Source organism: Adlercreutzia sp. ZJ141 (genome assembly GCF_011038965.1).
Classification (GTDB): Bacteria; Actinomycetota; Coriobacteriia; order Coriobacteriales; family Eggerthellaceae; genus ZJ141.
Genome location: NZ_JAAKEB010000018.1, coordinates 1 through 19,367, shown reverse-complemented (window position 1 = coordinate 19,367; position 19,367 = coordinate 1). Strand labels below are relative to the sequence as shown.

Below are 19,367 nucleotides of genomic sequence, written 5' to 3'. Positions count from 1 at the left end.
CGACCTCCTATTCCTGTGAACTGTGCGGATCGACAAGCTTACGCAAACACGACCCCGCCACGTCGAACAGCAGCACCACCCCAACGAGCGCACATCCGGGAAACACTGCCAGCCACCACATGCCAGCGGACAGATACGCCATTGATTCGCTCAAGATAATACCAATCGCCGGCTGCTCGGGCGACAGACCGAACCCCAAAAACGTAATAGCTGCCTCATGCAGGATGGCATGGGGAAACAGCAGGATAAGCCCAACCAAAAACTGTGGAAACACGAACGGGAACACATGCGTAAGCGCGATGCGCACTCGGCTTTGCCCGAGCCGCCGCGCTACCTCAACATAACCCGCTTGCTTGCATTGCAGCACTTCGGCGCGCACCACACGTGCCAAACTTGGCCAATGCGTCACCGCTACGCCAACAGTTACACCCCAAAACCCTTTACCAAGCGCAAACGATATCAGTACGAGCAACACAATATGGGGCACGCCCATAACCAGATCGATAAGCCACGTGACCGCTGCATCGACCCGTTTGCCTCCCAGTGCCGCAGCAGCGCCTAAAACAAGCGCGATGATCGATGACACTGTGGCGGCCAACAACCCCACGAGCACACTCGTTGACAAGCCAGCCACGGTGCGCAGTAGCATATCGCGTCCCATCCAATCGGTGCCGAAGGGATGCTGTGCACTTGGAGCTAAGTTTTTCGCCATGAAATCGGTAGCTGTGGCAGCGTCGGAAACAAGAATGCCAAAAACCACCACCGCAACCAGCGCGCAGACAGCGGCAATGAATGCCGCAAGTGTCGCTTTCCGGTTAGCTACACGCGCGCGGCGCGGCGCATGCAGCAGCGGCACAGATGATGTAGATGGTTCAGACGGTGTGGGGACGAAAACGTCGTCGGAATGAACAAGTTCTCCAGATGAAGTCGCTTGGACAAAGGGACGGCTCATAATACGGCCCCTTTTCGGATACGTGGGTCGACCACCCCGTACAGCACGTTCGCAACCAAGTTTCCAAAAAACACAATGGCTGCCGACATCACTGCAATACCGGCAAGCAGCGCTGCGTCGCCACCAAGACCGGCCACAACCGCAGCCTGCCCCAACCCCGGATACGAAAACACCTGTTCAACCAACACTGATCCGCCTAAAATCTCGGATACAGATGCGAACTGCAGCGTGATGGCAGGCAGCGCGATATTGCGCAACCCATGCGCGCGAAGCGCCTCCCACAGGGTTAGGCCCCGCGCGCGAGCAAAGCGCACGTAGTCACTCTCAAGCACATCGATGGTTTTCTCGCGCGTGTGCAAAGCGATGTTCGCCACGCCCACCACCGACAACGTGAGTGCAGGCAATATCAAATGACGCAGCGTGTCAGTAAGGGTCACGTCGTCGGCCGAAACGCCAATGGGTACCGAAAAACCAAAGGGAAACCACCCCAGCTGCACCGAAAACACAATCAGGAACACCAGGCCCAGCCAAAACGTGGGAACCGACGCCAACAGGAAGCAGTACCCCTTGACAATACGATCAAGAAGACGCCCTCGGTTTGCACCTGCTGCAACACCAAGCACGAAGCCTAACGCACCGCTTATCACCCACGCCACTACCATGAGCGCCAACGAATTGAGCGCACGTGTGGCGATAACCTCAGAAACCGGCGCATTAAACCGCAACGATGTACCCAAGTCGCCCTGTACGGCGCTGGTAAGCCACGAAACGTAGCGCTCCCAAAACGGCGTTTCCACCCCCCAGTACTCACTGAGCTGGGCGCGCTTTTCCTCACTCATACCAAGGTACGCCGCCTGACCCACGTTCGCTTGAACAGGATCAATAGGCGATACGCTCACCAACGCGAACACCAACAAGCTCACTGCTAAAAGCAGCAGCAACATCTTTACAGCATTTCGAATGAGAAACCGCGCCATAGCTACCTTTAAGCCCAACTCCACCTATCAACGTTGTTCACAAGCGACCACCCATGCCCATGCGGATGCGGCTTCTGCTCAGCAACGCTTAACCCAGCGCGTTGGAAGTACAAATGATCGACGTTGGCCAGCCAAATCCACGTGGAAGCCCCGCGCGGTGCCACACCCGTATGCGTTTCCTCGTCCCACTGCGCACGCTGATAGAATTCATAGGAATCCTCCACGTTGCGCTGCGCAATCGCAGCCTCCAAATTCGCATCAACCTGGGCGTTCTCGTAGCTTGCATAGTTTCCCCAGCCATTCGAATGGGTGAGCTCGTAGAGCTCAACTGGCGAGTTCGATCCCCAACCCCACAAAACCGGCTCTGAGTACTGATGTGGATAAATGTCGTCCCAGCTGGCGCCTTTCACGTTTACCTCGATGCCGAGTTCGGCCATCTGCTCGGCGAAATCGGATGCGAGTGCCTGACGAACCGAGTCGCCTGCCGAATAGTACAAATTAAACGACGCACGAACGCCATCCTTCACCAGCACGCCGTCAGATGCGACCGACCAGCCGCCTTCAGCAAGAAGCTCCCGCGCTCGATCGACGTCGTACTCGACAGCCATATCGGCAGACGACCAGGGCATGCCGTCACCAACACTCCACGCAACCGTGCCATAACCGTTCAGCACGTGATCGATCATGCGGTTGCGGTCAACACCGCAGTTCATCGCCTGTCGCAGAGACACATCGCAGGTGGCAGCGTTACCCACCTCATACGACACGCCGCCGTCTTCCTCTTTCGCAGGGCTACCCACCGGCACACTTGGCAGCGATATGCCACGCGAGTCTACTGAAGCGCAGTTCAGCAACTCGTAGCCACTCGGCAATGCATCGGCGAGCGTGGCTGAGGTGTACGCGACGTCAATCTGACCCGCCTGCGCACCGGCAAGCGAGGCGTCTTCTTCCATGAACACCACCACGACGCGCTCCATCTGAACAGCGTCGCCATAGTAGTCGGGGTTCGCGCGCAGGATAACCTGCTGCCCCTGATCCCACTGCTCAAGTACGTAGCGGCCGCTACCAATGGGGTTCTTTCCGTAATCGTTACCATAAGCGTGCTCCGGTACGATACCAACCACTGCCAGCGTGTACAGCAGCGCATTAAACGGCTTTTTCAAACGGATTTCAACCGTTGTGTTATCGACAACCACCGCCTCATCAACCATGGACAAATCACACTCCGACGCCTCCCCTGTGGCAATGCTGTTTATGGTGAAGGAGACATCGGTAGCAGTAAGCGGCTCGCCGTCGGTAAAACGCACGTCATCGCGAATATGGAAGGTCCACGTCAAGCCATCTTCGGAACACTCATACGACGTAGCTAGGTCGTTTTTGAACCCGAGATTCACATCAGTGGTGATAAGCGTCGATTGGATGAGCGGCTCGTGCACATGCTCGCCGCAGCCCCATGCAACCAACGGGTCGAAACCCGCCGCCGGCTCAGATCCCGGCGTCATGGACACAATCACCTGACGTACACCCTCGCTGGAATTCGCCGACGCACCACCAGCTTCGCCTTCCCCGTTTCCCGTGCATGCACCAAGCACGCCGCCGAGGGTAAGCGACGCCACACCAACACCAGCCAACTTCGCAAAACGCCTTCGTGATAAGGAAACCATACGCCCTCCTAAGGGTCATAAGCGGCACGCAGCCATACTGTAACATGTTACGAATTTTTATTCCGTAACATACAATAGCAGAGCAGCGATGCTTTTTGCCCGCGAATCAGCGAATAGTGCTACGAATTATGGAACTGTGTTACTTGAAACAAGAACGTGAGCCCACAGACATGCAATCACTCTCATCAACGAAGACTCAGGTTCGTAATCTTATACGACGGCCGTCGTTTAGACCTGAGGCGGCTCTCCCGTTTCCAGAATCCGCAGCAGCGCCTGCTCATCAAGCACGGGCACACCTAAACTCACCGCCTTGTCGTACTTGCTACCAGCCGCCTCGCCAGCAATCACGAAGTTCGTCTTCTTCGACACACTGCCCGACACCTTCGCCCCCAACGCCTTCAGAGCACTTCCCGCCTCGTCACGGGTCATGCCGCTTTGTACCAAGCTGCCCGTGAGCACAAACGTAAGCCCTGTCAACGTCTGTTCGCGCGCATCATGCACGGCCGACGTCTCATCCTTCAGACACACACCTGCTGTGCGCAAGCGGTCGATAACACCTATGTTGCCAGGGGTGCGTAGGAACACGAAAATACTGCGCGCGATCTTTGGGCCCACACCATCAACGGCGGCCAAACCCGCCTCGTCAGCAGCCATAAGTTCATCGATGGAAGGATACGCCGCTTCCAGCCATTCGGCTGTGGCCTTACCGACATGACGAATTCCCAATCCGAACAGCGCACGAGAAAACGCGCGGTCGCGGCTTGCGTCAATAGCGCTCACCAGCTTTTTCGCCACGGTATGCCCCAAGCGGATAGGCTCGCCCTCCTTGTTCTGCCGTCCCATGTTAAGCAACGCGAGCTCGGTTTCGGTAAGCGAGTAGTAATCGGCAACGTCGGAAAGACGGCCAGCCTCCACCAAGCGGCTCACGATTTCCTCACCCATGCCATCGATATCCATAGCACCACGGCTCGCCCAATGCAGCAGGCGTTCAAGCGCTTGAGCAGGACAGTCGATAGAAATGCAGCGATGCGCCACTTCTCCTTCCTCACGGATGACAGGGCTTGAGCAGCTCGGGCACACCTCAGGCATACTCCACGGTTGAGCATTCACATCGCGCAGCGAGAGCACTGGCCCTAACACCTCGGGAATTACATCTCCTGCTTTACGCACGATAACCGTGTCACCAATGCGCACATCCTTGCGACGCACCTCATCGAGGTTGTGCAGCGTGGCACGCGACACCGTAGAACCCGCCACCACCACCGGATCAAGCTCGGCCACCGGCGTAAGCGCTCCGGTGCGACCCACCTGCACGGTAATATCGCAAAGAAGGGTCGTTTTTTCTTCGGGGGGAAACTTGAACGCGATAGCCCAGCGTGGCGCGCGGGCAGTGTATCCCATGGCGCGCTGCTGAGTAAAGGAATCGACCTTTATCACCACGCCATCAATCTCGTAGGGAAGCTGCTCGCGGCGCTCGACCGCGCGCTCGCAGAACGCCCGCACCTCATCGCGCGTAACACAACGGGCAACGTCGGGGTTTACGTGGAAACCCGCAGCGCGCAGCCACTGGAGCAGTTCCCATTGGGTTTCAGCGGAAAGCGCGTTCGAGTCGGCAACTGCGTACAGAAATGTTGACAGATCGCGTCCGGCAGTCACTTTCGCATCTTTTTGCCGTAAGCTTCCCGCTGCAGCATTGCGGGGATTAGCAAACGGCGTGCGCCCGTTCGCCTCAGCGGCGCGGTTAAGCCCTGCAAAGCTTGCCTTAGGCATGTACACCTCACCACGAAGCTCGATGGCGGCGTCTTGTCTCCTTGAAGCAATGCCACGTTCAAACCCTTCGCGCAAACGCAGCGGCACGTCATGCACCGTGCGCATGTTCACTGTCACGTCCTCGCCGGTGGTTCCGTCCCCACGCGTGGCAGCACGCACGAGCCTACCGGCCTCATAGGTCAGCGCAATAGACGAACCGTCGATCTTCAGCTCACACACCACTGGAACAAACGATCCAAACGTCTCTTCGACGCGATCCATCCACGCACCGAGCTCGCCAAGGTCCATGGCATTGTCGAGCGAATACATGCGCTGTTCATGACGAACAGGAGTGAACTGTTCGCCCACATAACCTCCCACACGCTGCGTGGGACTTGCCGAGTCAACGAGTTCGGGATGTGCTGCTTCAAGCTCTCGCAGCTCGCGCATAAGCGAATCGAACGCCGCGTCGGAGATTTCTGGCGCGTCCATGGCGTAGTACAGGTAGGTGTGATGTTCGATTTCACGACGCAGCGCTTCCGCACGCGCCGCCGGATCGGTGACACAAGCCGCTAGATCACGGCCGTCGAGTAAGGTCTGCTGATGAGCACTCATACGGATATCCTCGCAAATGTAGTTTTCTTCACATTACATTCCAGCCGCACCATAATCCCAAGGTGAGCTGGGAGCGATATTTGGGCAATTCTAGCACTGATCGAAGGAGCGCACCGCATCCGGAATCGAAGCGATAACATCTTCGGGAACAACGCACACCGATGTGAGTCGTTGCTCGGCGATGCGTCCTGCACGGGCATGCATCATTACCCCCGATACCGCTGACTCGAACACAGGGCCACCCTGCGCCAAGTAGGCACCAATGATGCCCGCCAGCACATCGCCCGTGCCAGCCTTGGCAAGCGCGCTCGTTCCGTCCGACACGCACTGGGTAGAGACACCATCCGACACGTACGTGTCGGGGCCTTTTAAGACCACTACCGCACGCGAGGCTGCAGCCAGATCGCACGCATATGCCGCCAGATCGGCTCGATAAGAGCGCCTCGGTTCTGCGGGCTTTGCGAGCTTTGCGGACGCCACCAGCTTCGTGCATGCGCCTGTCTGCAGCGACGATGCTTCAGCACGTGAGAAAACACGCGGTGGCTGAGCAACGCCCACGCATACCGCTAAGCGAGCAGCTTCGCCTCCATGCGGCGTGATCACCGTATCAAGCCCCGCTTCAGCGCGTCGCTGCAAAAGCCCACGGCAATCCTGTGACGCCAAGCACCCAATAGCACCGCCGTCAATAAGCACAGGTGCCTGAGCCATAGAGAGCACGAACGCTAGCAAGCGCGCAGATGCAGCATCGTCGGCATCGAATCCCGGACCAACCACGTAGGCAACCGGTTTGCCCGCCGAGCTCGGCGTGATGCGTGTACACGGCCAATGATCCCACGACCTGACTACCAGCGACAACCCACATGATCGAACGATGTCGACCGATTCTGGCGCGCACACAACCTCAACGTAGCCCGCTCCTAAGCGCTGTGCGGCAAGCGCGGCCAAGCCCGCAGCTCCCGGATAAGCAGCCGAACCACCTACCACGGTTAGCTTGCCGCGCGTGTACTTGTTCGCATCGGCCGCCGGCCAGGGGATAAGCGGCAAGGTGGAAACAAATTCAAAACTCTCAGACATGTAAGCCCTCTATCACATGCAGGCGGCAGAAAACGTGGTTTTATCAGCTGCAACCTCGGTGGAATCATCGGCAATACTTGAAACAACTGGTGCCTCAAGGTTATCAAGCATGCCGCGTGCTTCCTTGAAACGGCGGGCCAATTCCTCCATCGGGTCCTTGCGTTCCTCGGAAGCACGAACCGAACTATCGGTGATAGCCATGGCGCAGGCGACGGCCTCATCGTGCGTGTACGACAGCGATAAGGGAAGTTCACGTACACCCAACTGGGAAGCAACACGCTTCGCCTCACCATGAAGCACCGCATACGGACGACCTTTTGCAGTGCGGCGAACTTCCACATCGCATGGGCCAATGCCACCCGAAAAGCCCGTTCCTAGCGCCTTCAGCACCGCCTCTTTCGCGGCGAAGCGTGTGGCAAAATGAGCTTCGGGTGACGCCGTGCCTTCGCAGTATGCGCGCTCGGCCTCGGAGAACACCTTTTCCGCAAAGCTCGATGTGCGCGCCAGAATAGCCTTCATGCGGGCGATTTCCACAATGTCGACACCAAGACCAACCTGGCCACCAAGCATTTCGCTCGAACCACCCACTTCGCCCACGTCGACCACCTCACGCATGTCGCGCAGCCTATTCAACGGTCACGCTCTTCGCCAAGTTACGCGGCTGATCGACATCACAGCCACGCGCCACAGCGATGCTGCGCGCCAGCAACTGCAACGGCACACTCGCGGTAATAGGGCTGAAACAATCGCGCACCTTCGGAATGTAGATTACATGGTCGGCGTGCTTGCGAATTTCCTCGTCGCCCTCGGTAGCAATGGCCACGATCATGGCGCCACGAGCACGACTTTCCTGCAAGTTTGATATAACTTTGTCGTACACCGGGCTCTTGGTAGCAACCGCAATAATAGGGAATCCCTCGTCAATGAGCGCAATGGGGCCGTGTTTCATCTCGCCCGCCGCATACGCCTCCGCATGCAAGTAACTGATCTCTTTGAGCTTGAGTGCCCCTTCCGACGATATAGCCGCACCCATGCCTCGCCCAATGAACAGTGCACTTGTCGCGTCCTTGCAGGCCAGAGCCGCCCCGTCTACAGCTTCCGTGTCGGAAAGGATGCGCTCGACCTGAGCGGCGGTATCAGCGAGCTCGCGGAATAGCATGCGCAGCTGATTTGTCTTCAGCTCGCCCTGCACCTGCGCAAGCAACATGGCCAAAAGCGTCAAACTCACTACCTGACCAAGGAAGCTCTTTGTGGAGGCGACGGCTATTTCTTTGTTCGCCTTCGTGTAAATAACTCCGTCACTTTCCCGCGCAACAGGACTGCCGATGACGTTCGTAATGCCGAACACCTTCGCACCCTTCACGCGCGCATCGCGGATGGCAGCAAGGGTGTCCGCTGTCTCACCCGACTGACTGACCGCCACCACCAACGTAGTAGGCGTGATAATGGGGTTGCGATAGCGAAATTCGCTTGCTACCTCAACCTCACAGGGAATGCGCGCCCAACCTTCGATGAGATTCTTCGCGATAAGACCCGCATGATAGCTAGTACCGCACGCGATCACGTACACGCGGTCGATAAGACTCAGTTCTTCAGGGCTCATATCAAGCTCGTCAATAGAAAGTGACCCATTCACCAAACGCCCCGCCAACGTGTCGCGGATAACACGCGGCTGCTCGTGAATCTCTTTCATCATAAAGTCGGGATAGCCGCCTTTCTCCGCCATGTCAACATCCCAGTCAACATGGGTAACAGCGGGCGTAATGGGCATACCCCGTCCGTCGAAGTAGTCGATGCCAAGCGGTGTGAGCTTCGCAAACTCGCCGTCGCCGAGCACCACCACGTCACGCGTTGCGTCGATCATGGCGATAATGTCGGAGGCGACGTAGCTGCCGTGCTCGCCGCGCCCAATGACGATAGGGGAATCTTTGCGGGTAACCACGATAACGCCCGGCTCCATATCGCAGACAACGGCCAAGCCGTACGCGCCCACCACCTGGTCGCACGCCGTGCGCACCGCAGCCATCAGATCACCCTCGTAGGCCTCCTCGATCAGATGCGCCACCGTTTCGGTGTCGGTGTCGCTCGTGAATGTGTGTCCGCGCGCCTCAAGCGCTTCGCGCAGTTCGGCGAAGTTTTCGATAATGCCGTTATGTACCACAGCAATGTGCCCGCCGCATGAGGTGTGCGGATGAGCGTTCGCCTCACTCGGGCGCCCATGAGTTGCCCAGCGAGTATGTCCAATGCCGCACTGCCCGCCCATGTCAAGCTGCTCAACGGCCTCAGCAAGCGCGGCAACCTTGCCTTTACGATGGCAAACTGACACGCGCCCATCACGTTCGACAGCAATACCAGCAGAATCGTATCCGCGATATTCGAGCCGCCGCAAGCCCTCGATCAGAATGCCTGAAACGGGCTTAGCTCCTGTGTATCCGACAATGCCGCACATAGGCATGTCCTCCCTTTTCCACATCGTGAACATGCGCCAACGCGGCGCATTGGTTTCGCATTCGGTCATTGTACGACAAGCATCAAAGAAGCCCGGTTGCCGACGTAAGAAGTCGGAAACCTCACATAACGCCTTACTTAACACTGCGCCCCAACGCCGTGTAACCGATATTCGAGAACCTGAGACAAACACACAGCGGCAAGGCCCACGTGATAGATGAGAGCCCCTGCAAGATTCCTGCAAGGTTTTTGCGAGGTTTCACACGGTTTCTGGCAAAACACCGAAGGAACCCGCAGGAACGCAACCTAAAACCCACTTGATCGCGAGTAGAAAAGCATTCCTGTTCCGTTGGAAACGTGCGACTGTGCGCAGGTACCCTGCCTCTATGATCGAAGGTATTGACCCATGCGCCGCAACCTTGGTTGCCTGGCGACGCACACGCGTCGCACAAGCCCTCATACGGCGCTTTTCGAAAGGAGGCATTCCATGACTATGCGCACCGCGAAAGCACGTCGTATCAAAACTGCTTGCTTAACCTTGGCGCTAGCGGTGGCATGCGGTATAGGTATACTGTACGCCACCACCGCTCGTCCTGACGTAGTAGCACCAGATGAGGCCTATGCGGCAAGCACAACGTTTTACTGCTATCAGGGAGGATCGGGAACCAATTCGGGCACCATGTATCGCTCGACGGAGGGGGCAGTCGCGTTCTGTACGAACCAGTACAAGGAAGGACCACTGCCGGAATCGGCGGGCGGGTCGGCATTCAGTGAGACAACCAGCGCGGCTTGCTGGGATTACCTGATGTACCATGGCTATCCGAACACCACCACGATTGGAGGCAAGAGCTGGTCGGCGCTGCATGCCTCCGACATTACACAGATTGCGGCATGGCTTATCACCGACCGTTCCTACCACATGATCGACTACGCAGGCACCGACGTGCTCGCCGCCGCTGAACGACTGGCCGACGAAGCACTTGCATATCGGGGTGGTGGCGTTGAAGACGGATGGTCGACACTGTGGAAACCAGCAGATGACAAGCTACAGGTGCTCGTGACCACCGCCAGCCCCGGCTGGATCGAGCTTGCCAAAACAAGCGCCGATGACACACTAACAAATGGCAACGCATGCTATCGGCTCGAAGGAGCACGTTACGGCGTGTACAAGGATGAGGCTTGCACGACAGAGCTTTGCGCCATGACGACGAAAGCCGATGGCACCGCCGCCTCCGAAAAGCTCGGACAAGGGACATATTGGGTTCGAGAAACGAAGGCACCTGCAGGCTACATACTCGATTCGACCGTTTACCAGGTGACGGTGCAAGCAGGAAAGGCTACACGCGTTAACGACGGCACCGTACAGGACGCCCCGCGCTACGGAAGTCTCGATCTGCTGCTGCTCAAGCACGACGGCGAACTTCCGTGTGACGATGCGGGCAACAGTCCGCTTGGGGCAGCAAGCCTGGCCCAAGCGCGCTTCGCCATCGACTTCTACGGCGGGCAATACGGCAGTGCGCAAGAAGCGCAAGCATCCGGCGCGCCACTGCGCAGCTGGACGGTACAAACCGATGAGCAGGGTCGCGTGTTGCTCGACACACCAGACGCAACGTTTGAAACCGCCGACGGCGAAACCCTGCCGTACCTGGTGGACGGTGACGATCTATTCTTCGCCAATGGTAAGCCAGCACTACCGCTTGGCACCTGCGTCATTCGCGAAGAAACTGCCCCGAGCGGCTATCTGCCGCCCGTTGATGACAACGTACAAATTACGAACATCACCGAAGTAGGAGATGGCCAAACCGATGTCACCTTCGCGATTCCCAAAATAGAAAACCAGGTAAAACGTGGTGATCTCGAATTCACGAAAGTTCGTGCTTCGACGATGGAACGCCTCGTGAACGTCCCCTTCAAGCTGACGAGCGCAACTACCGGGGAAGCCCACATCATCATAACCGACGCAAACGGATACGCCTCAACCGCAGCAGCCCATACACCACGCGTCGACGACACCGGCACGGTCGTTGCCAATGGAAACGACCCGTTTGAACTCGATGCCACCTACCCTCTTGATGACTCCTGTAGCGTATGGTTCGGAACAGCCGACGACAAGCAGAGTACCCCCACCAACGAACGTGGCGCGCTGCCTTACGATGTGTACTCACTCGAAGAGCTACCCTGCCCGGCAAACGAAGGACTTGAACTCGTGCGCATTGATAACATCGCCATCGCTCGTGATTCCGTAACCGTACAACTCGGAACCGTAACCGACAGCTGGCCCGAGATAGGCACCACGGCAACCGACGCACGTGACGGCGACAAAGTACTCGCACCCGAAAGTGACGTCTCCATAGTAGACCGAGTTGCTTACAGCGGCCTTATTCCCGGCAAGGAATACACCGTGCGCGGAACCCTTATGAACGCCGACACGGGAGAACCCATCACAACAACCCGCACAGAAGATAGCAGCGCGGAAACCGAGTTACCCGACGAACCCATCACCGCAGAGGCATCGTTTACGCCCACTAACCCAACGGGTGCAATCGAGGTCCCATTCTTCCTTTCCACCGATGAACTTGCCGGTGCGAGCGTTGTTGTTTTCGAAGAGCTCTACCGCGACGACCGTATGGTTGCAAGCCATGCCGATCTTACCAACACCGACCAAACCGTAACTGTCGAAGCCCCCGAAGAACCCACAACACCCGAAGAGCCTCAAACACCTGAGAAGCCAACCGTTCCAAGCACTCCCGCATCGACGCTACCCGCAACCGGCGACGCTGCCATGCGTGGTGCATCCTTCGCACTGGCCACCGCATTGGTAATGATAGGAATCATTGCTGCAACCATCGCGTTCGCGCGCCGACGCCGCTAACACACCCCGAACGCAACTTAGTGCAGCTCAGTCGCACGAACTCGCATGCTCGCCCAACATCAAACGGGCGGGCATGCGACGCATCTGCCTCAAATTGGATAACAAGAACCACGAAGCCCCTGCCATTTTCGCCAGAAGGCTGCTATTGTTATGCGATGCAAACCACGCAGGCGGAAAGGCTGATCTATGAACATCGAGCAAGCGACCGAGCAGATACGCAGCGCCATCACGGCGTACCTGTCGAAAGACGAGCATGGCCTGTACCGCATTCCCTTCCACATGCAGCGGCCCATCATCATGTTCGGACCTCCGGGTGTGGGGAAAACCGCAATTGTCTCGCAAGTCGCGCAAGAACTCGACATCAACTTCGTCAGCTATTCCATCACGCACCACACGCGACAAAGTGCACTGGGCCTGCCGTTCATTTCTTCCGAAGAATTCGATGGAGAAAACTGCCGCGTGTCTCAGTACACGATGTCGGAAATCATCGCTGCTGTTCATCAGGCGCGCCGCACAAGCGGCGTAGACGAAGGTATTCTGTTCCTCGATGAGGTTAACTGCGTCAGCGAAACGCTTGCTCCAGCAATGCTTCAGTTCCTGCAATACAAAACGTTCGGCATGCACCGCCTGCCCGAAGGGTGGATCATCGTCACCGCCGGAAACCCGCCCGAGTACAACCGGGCAGCACGCGAATTCGACCCCGCCACGCTCGACCGCTTGAAGCGGATCGATATTGAACCCGACGTAACCGTATGGCAAGACTATGCTGCAGCTCACGGTGTTCACCCGGCGATAACCACTTTCCTTGATGCCAAGCCGGGTTCGTTTTACAAAGTGCGCGCTGGAGCAAAAGGTGCAAAGCTGGTGACTGCACGCGGATGGGAAGACCTCTCCCGCATGCTGCAAGCCTATGAAGCGGAAAGCCTCATAGTAAACGCGGAACTGATTCGCCAATACCTACAAGACGAGGATACCGCCCACGAGTTCTTCGCATATTATGAGCTCTTCCGCGCCTACCGAGATGACTACCGTATTCCAGACATCCTGAGTGGCGCTTTCGATGACACCATACGTGATCGAGCACGCGCCGCCCGGTTTGATGAGCGAATCGCCCTCGTTGGCTTACTCACCGATGCTTTGTCAACACAAGTTCACGGCGCTATGGAACTGGAAAGCGCCCTGCGCCTCGTCCGCGCCGACCTCATGGAGCTTAAAGGGACGCTTGTCGGCGACGAAGCGGCACTCGCCTTGCGCAAGCGTGCAAGTTCCGTGCGCGGGGAATGCGAAACGGGCAACCGTGCCAAAAGCGAACCCGGCGACCGCCGCGTGGTAAAGGCGCTGCGCGTGAGCGTACTGAACATGGCAGCAGATGCAGCCGACGAAGCTATGCGAACCGGTAGCGCGCGATTCGATGCGGCAAAAGAGGTGTTCAATTCCCAGGTAAAGCGCTGCGATTCGCTGCTGCAACGCGCCATCTCGTCGGTGAACAGCGTCTTTTCCTTCCTTGATACCACCTTTGGAGAAGACTCGCAAGAATCGCTGATGATGGTCGCGAAGCTTTCCGCTGACCCGCTGCTTGTACGCATGGTGAGCGAGCACGGATGCGAGGGCTACCTGCGACACAACAAGAGCTTGCTGTTCACCGAGCGGGGTCTTAACCTGCTCAAGCAGGCGGACAACCTCGCCTAGGTGGCACGCGACTATGCCGCAAATCAACCTGACGGAAAAAGATGAGCTCGCGCTGCGCGTCATCAACTTGGCGAAAGCCCTCGTGCTCGCTGACAACCATTTCCTCTCAGCCGCCGTCGGGCGCTTGCACGTGACACCCTCGTTTCTTGATGACCCCTTCGCAACCGATGGGTTCTCCCTCGCATTCGATGCCGAGCGAGTATTACGAGCGTTTCGCAGCTTACGCGCAGCCCCCAAGCACGACCTGCTGCACAGCGTCATGCATTGCGTTTTTTTGCATCCGTACGTAGGTCCGTCAGTCGATCAGCCCCTCTGGGATCTCGCTAGCGACATTGCCGCAGAGCGCGCTGCGGCAAAGCTCTGCGGACCACGGCCCGGAATGCGAGGGGTTGAAATCGCAGATGCTCTTGAGCGTATCGAGCGCGAATTAGGCGGTCATGTGACTGCGGAAAAAGCATATGGACGCTTGCGAGCGGGACAATGGCACTCTTATGTGGAAAAATGGGCGAGCCTGTTTCACTCCGATGCCCACGGTATCTGGTACGTACCGCTCGGGGCAGGCGACGTTGACGGAAATGATTCTGCCGACAGCAACCCATCTGACGGAGACGGACAGCATACAAACGACTCGGATAGCGACGGGGCAAATGCCCCTGGGTGCAGCAATACCAATACTGAGAACAACCCATCTCACGACGACGGCTCAGCAAGTGGGCACACCCTTGCTCGTCCACTTACCGAACGTCAGAAGCAAGAGTGGCGCCACGTTGCAGTCAATCTCTCGGTTAACCTGCAAACCATGTCACGCACCCGCGGCGAACAACTTTCGGGTTTTTCAGAAGAACTCATGACTATCTCACGCGAAAAGATTGATTACGCAGCGTTCCTACGGCAATTCGCTACACCCGGCGAAGTGATGCGTCTCTCAGATGACGAGTTCGATTACATCTTCTATACGTTCGGCCTTAAGCTCTACGGCGATTTGCCACTCATCGAACCACTGGAAAGCCGCGAAGAAAAACGTATTCGCGAATTTGTGATCGTCATCGACACCTCGGGCAGCGTATACGGCGAGGCAGTACGTCGCTTCATGGGAACGACCGTCGACATCTTACAATCAACCGAATCATTCTTCGATCAGGTGAACATCCATATCATCCAGTGCGATGCAGGCGTGGTCAGCGACGACGTCGTGATAACCCTTGATGACCTTACGAAATGGGAATATGCTGCAACAGTACGCGGCGGTGGAGGTACCGACTTCCGCCCGGCATTCGAACATGTTGACACGCTGCTGGAGGACGGGGCATTTGAAAACCTGGGTGGCCTCATCTACTTCACCGACGGATGGGGCATCTACCCCGAACACATGCCCGCATACCGGACGGCGTTTGTATTCTACGATGATGACCACCGTCCAGAGGACGTTCCGCCATGGGCGGTACAGATCGTGCTCGGTAACGAGGATATCAACCACTTAACTCCGCCTTCAGCTTAGACTAGAAGCGCACAACAAAAAGGAGCACCGCATGAGTAACATTCGCACCATCGGCGAGCTCACCCTTGAACTCTTCGATGAAGGTTGGCACGTCGTCGCATGCGATGACGGTGTCACACACGTCATCATACCCAGCGAGGTTGAAGGCACGGCCGTCACGTTCATCGGGTCGAAAGCATTCGAAGACCATCGAAGCTTAGAATCGGTAGTCCTACCCGACTCGATAACGTTCATCGGAAACTTCGCCTTCCAGAGATGCGGTGCACTTTCGTCGGTGTGTCTCCCCTCCGCCATAAAGTCGCTCAACCTCGGTGTATTTTGGGGCTGTGTGTCTCTTGTGGAAATCGACATCCCTTCTTCGGTAACCATCATTGGCGACGGAGCGTTTCGCAATTGCACTTCGCTGGTATCTGTGACGATACCCAGCAGCGTCGAAACGATCGGTGATAGTGCGTTTCGGGGATGCACAACCCTTCCCACAATCCACATCCCTCATTCGGTCACCACGGTCAGTCGCAGCGCGTTTCGCGACTGCAGCTCACTTTCAACAGTGAACTTGGCGAACTCGGTAACCTACGTTGGACCACGTGCGTTTCAAGATTGCCCAAAGCTCACCACGATAACAATCATCGGAGAGAATCCCGACGCAACCGCTTCGGCTTTCCTTAACACACAAACTGTTTATCTGGTCGCCGACTATGTGGTTTCTCGAAACCTTATGCCGTTTGACGACGCGAAGCGCTTGTTATTGTCAACCGTTCCGCAAGAGAAGCTGCTCGGCGCGCGCGTGGCAGCTTCTTACCCAGACCGCTTAGATGAGATTCCCAGCAAGTTTCCTCTCATGCGAGCACTCGCGGAAGCAGGACGTGTCGTTGATCTGCGCTCACTCGAAAACCAGCCCGGCTTCTTTACGCGTGCAAACCTTCTGCGCGGCATCGATGCAGCCTCGCGCTGCGGACAAACCGAAGCCGTAGCGTATCTAATGGATCGAAAAGCCGCACTTGATGCGCCCACCACTGCGGATGTAGACCCCGAAACAAACACCAGCCGTTCGGTATCCTGCGGCCTTGAGTTATAGAGTAAACGGTCTTTTCATGCAAGCGGGGTTCGGTCACATAACCGAACCCCGCTTACTCTCAACAGCTTCACCCGTAGACGAAGTACCCTACTCTACGGCTCCTAGTTACTGGAACGAGACACCTGATATGCTTCCACCAGCTTCTTGGTAACATCAGCAGGTGCTGGCTCGTAACCTTCGAGCTTCAGCGTGTAAGAACCGTTACCGCGCGTAATAGAGCGCAGATCCTTGGTATAGGTGACCACCTCAGCATAGGGAATGCGCACCATGATGATCGTGTCGCCCGCATCGTTTGAGTCGGTGCCAAGAATGCGACCACGGCGCATGGACACATCACCCATAACCGTGCCAGCGTATTCTTCACTTACCGTAACATCAATCTCGGCCATCGGCTCAAGCAATACCGGATCGGCCTTTTCGCATGCAGCGCGGAAGCCAATACGAGCAGCCGTCTTGAACGCCATCTCGTTAGAGTCAACCGAATGATAGCTGCCGTCATACACCACACATTTGATATCAACCATGGGGTAACCAGCAAGGAAGCCTTCAGCCATGGCATCCTGCACTCCCTTGTCGACAGCCGGAATGAGACCATTGGGGATAGCGCCACCCTTGATCTCGTCCAAGAACTCATAGCCCGCTCCCGGATTCGGTTCCAAGCGCAGCCAGCAATCGCCAAACTGACCCGATCCACCCGTCTGCTTCTTGTGACGGCCCTGCGCCTCGGCGGTTTTACGAATCGTCTCACGATACGGAATACGAAGCTTGCCAAGACGAACATCAACGCCTGTCTGATCCTTACAACGCTTCAAAATGGTTTCCACCTGAGTATCACCCATCGTGGTGACCACAGTTTGACGCGTTTCCTCGTTGCGGGTAATGATAACCGTCGGGTCGTTTTCAGCCGTGCGCGCTAAGAACGTACCTAGTTTATCCTCGTCATTCTTGTTGCATGCTTCAATGACCACCGGATACTGGGGCACTGGCAACGGCAGTGGATCGATCGCAATATCGCCCGACTTCGACAGCGTGTCACCCGTGCGCGTGTCGGAAAGCTTCGGCACGACGATGATGTCACCCGCCTTCGCGCTTTTCACGTCAGTGGCTTCCTTACCCATCATCACATACAAATGGCCGATGCGGTCCTTTTTGCCCGTGCGCGAATTGATGATCTCCATGCCAGGTTCAAGCACGCCCGAGAACACCTTCAGGAAGCTCAAGCGGCCAACGTACGGGTCAGCGATGGTTTTGAACACGAACGCAGCAGGCTCGCCGTTCTCATCGACAAAGGTCTCCTCACCATTCGCCAGGCGGAAGCGACCATGATGACGTGGATGCGGGAAGTACGTGGCAATATCTTCCATCAAACCCTGGATACCCTGCTCGATAATGGTCGAACCCACGAACACCGGAATGAACAGCTCTTGCGCAATAGCCTTGTCAAGCAAGTTCTCAAGCTCTTCCTGTGTGAGCTGTTCTTCGCCATCAAGGTATTTCATCATCAGATCGTCGTCGGCCTCAGCAACCAAATCACACAGCTTCTCACGCGCAACACGAGCCTCATCGAGATACTTCTCAGGAATATCCTCGATACGTTCTGTCGTGCCATCTTGGTCGAAGTAACGCGCCGTCATGCGAATGACGTCAATGACGCCCTTGAAATCGGCATCCTGACCAATAGGAATAGTTACCGAACCCAAGCGCGAGCCAAAGCGAGCATGCAGCAGCGCCATGGCGGTGTCGAAATCGGCATGTTCACGGTCGATGTGGTTGATAAATACCGCACGAGAAAGGCGCATATCCTCGGCTTCACGCCATAGCTTCGTGGTCATCACCTGCGGACCAGCAACGGCGTCAACCACAAACAGAGCCATTTCCGCCGCCTGCATGCAAGCCATAGTGTCACCGATAAAATCGGGGTGCCCCGACGTATCGAGCACATTGATTTTGAAATCCTTATACGGAATAGGCGCAATCGAAGTGCCTATAGTGAACTTGCGGCGAATCTCTTCATCGTCGTAATCAAGGAAGGATTTCCCATCGTGCGTGGTTCCCATACGCGGCGTACGCCCGGATACGTGCAGCATAGCCTCTGCAAGTGATGTCTTACCAGACCCATCCTGTCCAACCAGCACGATGTTACGTACATGCTCGGTAGCGGGAGCTGCCATGTTGACCACCAACCTTCCTGTTAGGCGATCTACGCGCGCACCACGTGCGACAGCGCAGACCATCAAGTCGAGCTTTCAGACACACGCAAGCAAAAATCGCAGCGTGTCTTCTAGTGAAACACTGGCTAATCCCGTTTCATCTGCGTTTGCAGAGCGGAAGGCTGAGGGCCAAAATCGAATGCGCACACTGACGTGCGCAAACGAGGTTTATCACCTTCAAGCACCCCATTGCAAACGCAGGACAAACGGAGTTATTCAGTATTTTCCTAGTCTACCGCACCTTGAGCTTTTCATGGTCGACAACATGAGCAAAAGCAACACTTGAAAGCAAGAGAGTCTCCATCCAAACCCCGCCACGCACGTCTAAGCAAGCAAAAGGCCCCGCACGATACGGGGCCTTGTTTGTTGTTGTGGGATAAGGGCCAAACACACAGGTGGCACTAAAACACACATGTGCCCCCCGCGAGCGCGGCACCCTATCCTCCCACGGGCTTGCCCCGCAGTACTTTCGGCGATGGCGGGCTTAACTACCGAGTTCGGAACGGTATCGGGTGTGTCCCCGCCTCCATGGCCACGCTCG

General features: G+C 56.8%; 12 protein-coding genes and 1 rRNA gene. 4 read left to right on the top strand and 9 right to left on the bottom strand.

Annotated features, from left to right (window positions below; translation table 11 throughout):
- Positions 1-7: 7 nt before the first annotated feature.
- The 7 genes from G7Y44_RS08525 to glmS form a co-directional block, all read right to left on the bottom strand.
- Positions 8-952: an ABC transporter permease gene (locus G7Y44_RS08525; RefSeq protein WP_165249090.1), complete on the bottom strand. Its 945-nt coding sequence runs from the start codon at positions 950-952 to the stop codon at positions 8-10.
- The gene (locus G7Y44_RS08520) at positions 949-1,929 is read right to left on the bottom strand and encodes an ABC transporter permease (protein ID WP_165249088.1); all 981 of its coding nucleotides are present in this window, start codon (positions 1,927-1,929) and stop codon (positions 949-951) included. Before G7Y44_RS08520 ends, G7Y44_RS08525 begins: the two co-directional genes overlap by 4 nt.
- Before the next feature lie 8 nt (positions 1,930-1,937).
- Positions 1,938-3,593: an ABC transporter substrate-binding protein gene (locus tag G7Y44_RS08515; RefSeq protein WP_165249086.1), complete on the bottom strand. Its 1,656-nt coding sequence runs from the start codon at positions 3,591-3,593 to the stop codon at positions 1,938-1,940.
- A gap of 228 nt (positions 3,594-3,821) precedes the next feature.
- Positions 3,822-5,957, bottom strand: a complete 2,136-nt coding sequence (gene ligA, locus G7Y44_RS08510) for an NAD-dependent DNA ligase LigA (RefSeq protein ID WP_165249084.1) — start codon at positions 5,955-5,957, stop codon at positions 3,822-3,824.
- A gap of 90 nt (positions 5,958-6,047) precedes the next feature.
- Positions 6,048-7,031: an ADP-dependent NAD(P)H-hydrate dehydratase gene (locus G7Y44_RS08505; protein ID WP_165249082.1), complete on the bottom strand. Its 984-nt coding sequence runs from the start codon at positions 7,029-7,031 to the stop codon at positions 6,048-6,050.
- Positions 7,032-7,043: 12 nt separating this feature from the next.
- Positions 7,044-7,646 carry a holo-ACP synthase gene (acpS, locus tag G7Y44_RS08500; RefSeq protein ID WP_165249080.1) on the bottom strand — a complete coding sequence of 201 codons (603 nt, stop codon included), beginning with the start codon at positions 7,644-7,646 and terminating at the stop codon, positions 7,044-7,046.
- A 10-nt stretch (positions 7,647-7,656) separates the two neighbouring features.
- Complete coding sequence (gene glmS / locus G7Y44_RS08495; protein WP_165249078.1) at positions 7,657-9,480, bottom strand: glutamine--fructose-6-phosphate transaminase (isomerizing); 1,824 nt, start codon at positions 9,478-9,480, stop codon at positions 7,657-7,659.
- Positions 9,481-9,966: 486 nt separating this feature from the next.
- Between glmS and G7Y44_RS08490 the strand changes: the two genes are divergently transcribed.
- The 4 genes from G7Y44_RS08490 to G7Y44_RS08475 all read left to right on the top strand — a co-directional run bounded on the left by G7Y44_RS08490 (position 9,967) and on the right by G7Y44_RS08475 (position 16,616).
- The gene (locus tag G7Y44_RS08490) at positions 9,967-12,351 is read left to right on the top strand and encodes a VaFE repeat-containing surface-anchored protein (protein ID WP_165249076.1); all 2,385 of its coding nucleotides are present in this window, start codon (positions 9,967-9,969) and stop codon (positions 12,349-12,351) included.
- 186 nt (positions 12,352-12,537) lie between these two features.
- The gene (locus tag G7Y44_RS08485) at positions 12,538-14,040 is read left to right on the top strand and encodes an ATP-binding protein (protein WP_165249074.1); all 1,503 of its coding nucleotides are present in this window, start codon (positions 12,538-12,540) and stop codon (positions 14,038-14,040) included.
- Positions 14,041-14,053: 13 nt separating this feature from the next.
- Entirely contained in the window at positions 14,054-15,538 is a 1,485-nt protein-coding gene (locus G7Y44_RS08480) for a vWA domain-containing protein (RefSeq protein WP_165249072.1), read from the top strand.
- Between the two features lie 31 nt (positions 15,539-15,569).
- A complete protein-coding gene (locus G7Y44_RS08475) occupies positions 15,570-16,616 on the top strand; it encodes a leucine-rich repeat domain-containing protein (RefSeq protein WP_165249070.1) in 1,047 nt (348 codons plus the stop codon).
- 101 nt (positions 16,617-16,717) lie between these two features.
- On the opposite strand, the gene G7Y44_RS08470 is transcribed toward G7Y44_RS08475, so the two are convergent.
- Both G7Y44_RS08470 and rrf read right to left on the bottom strand, forming a co-directional pair.
- The gene (locus G7Y44_RS08470; RefSeq protein ID WP_165249106.1) at positions 16,718-18,787 is read right to left on the bottom strand and encodes an elongation factor G; all 2,070 of its coding nucleotides are present in this window, start codon (positions 18,785-18,787) and stop codon (positions 16,718-16,720) included.
- Positions 18,788-19,250: 463 nt separating this feature from the next.
- Positions 19,251-19,366: ribosomal RNA gene (gene rrf / locus G7Y44_RS08465) — 5S ribosomal RNA — on the bottom strand.
- Between the last annotated feature and the right edge of the window lies 1 nt (position 19,367).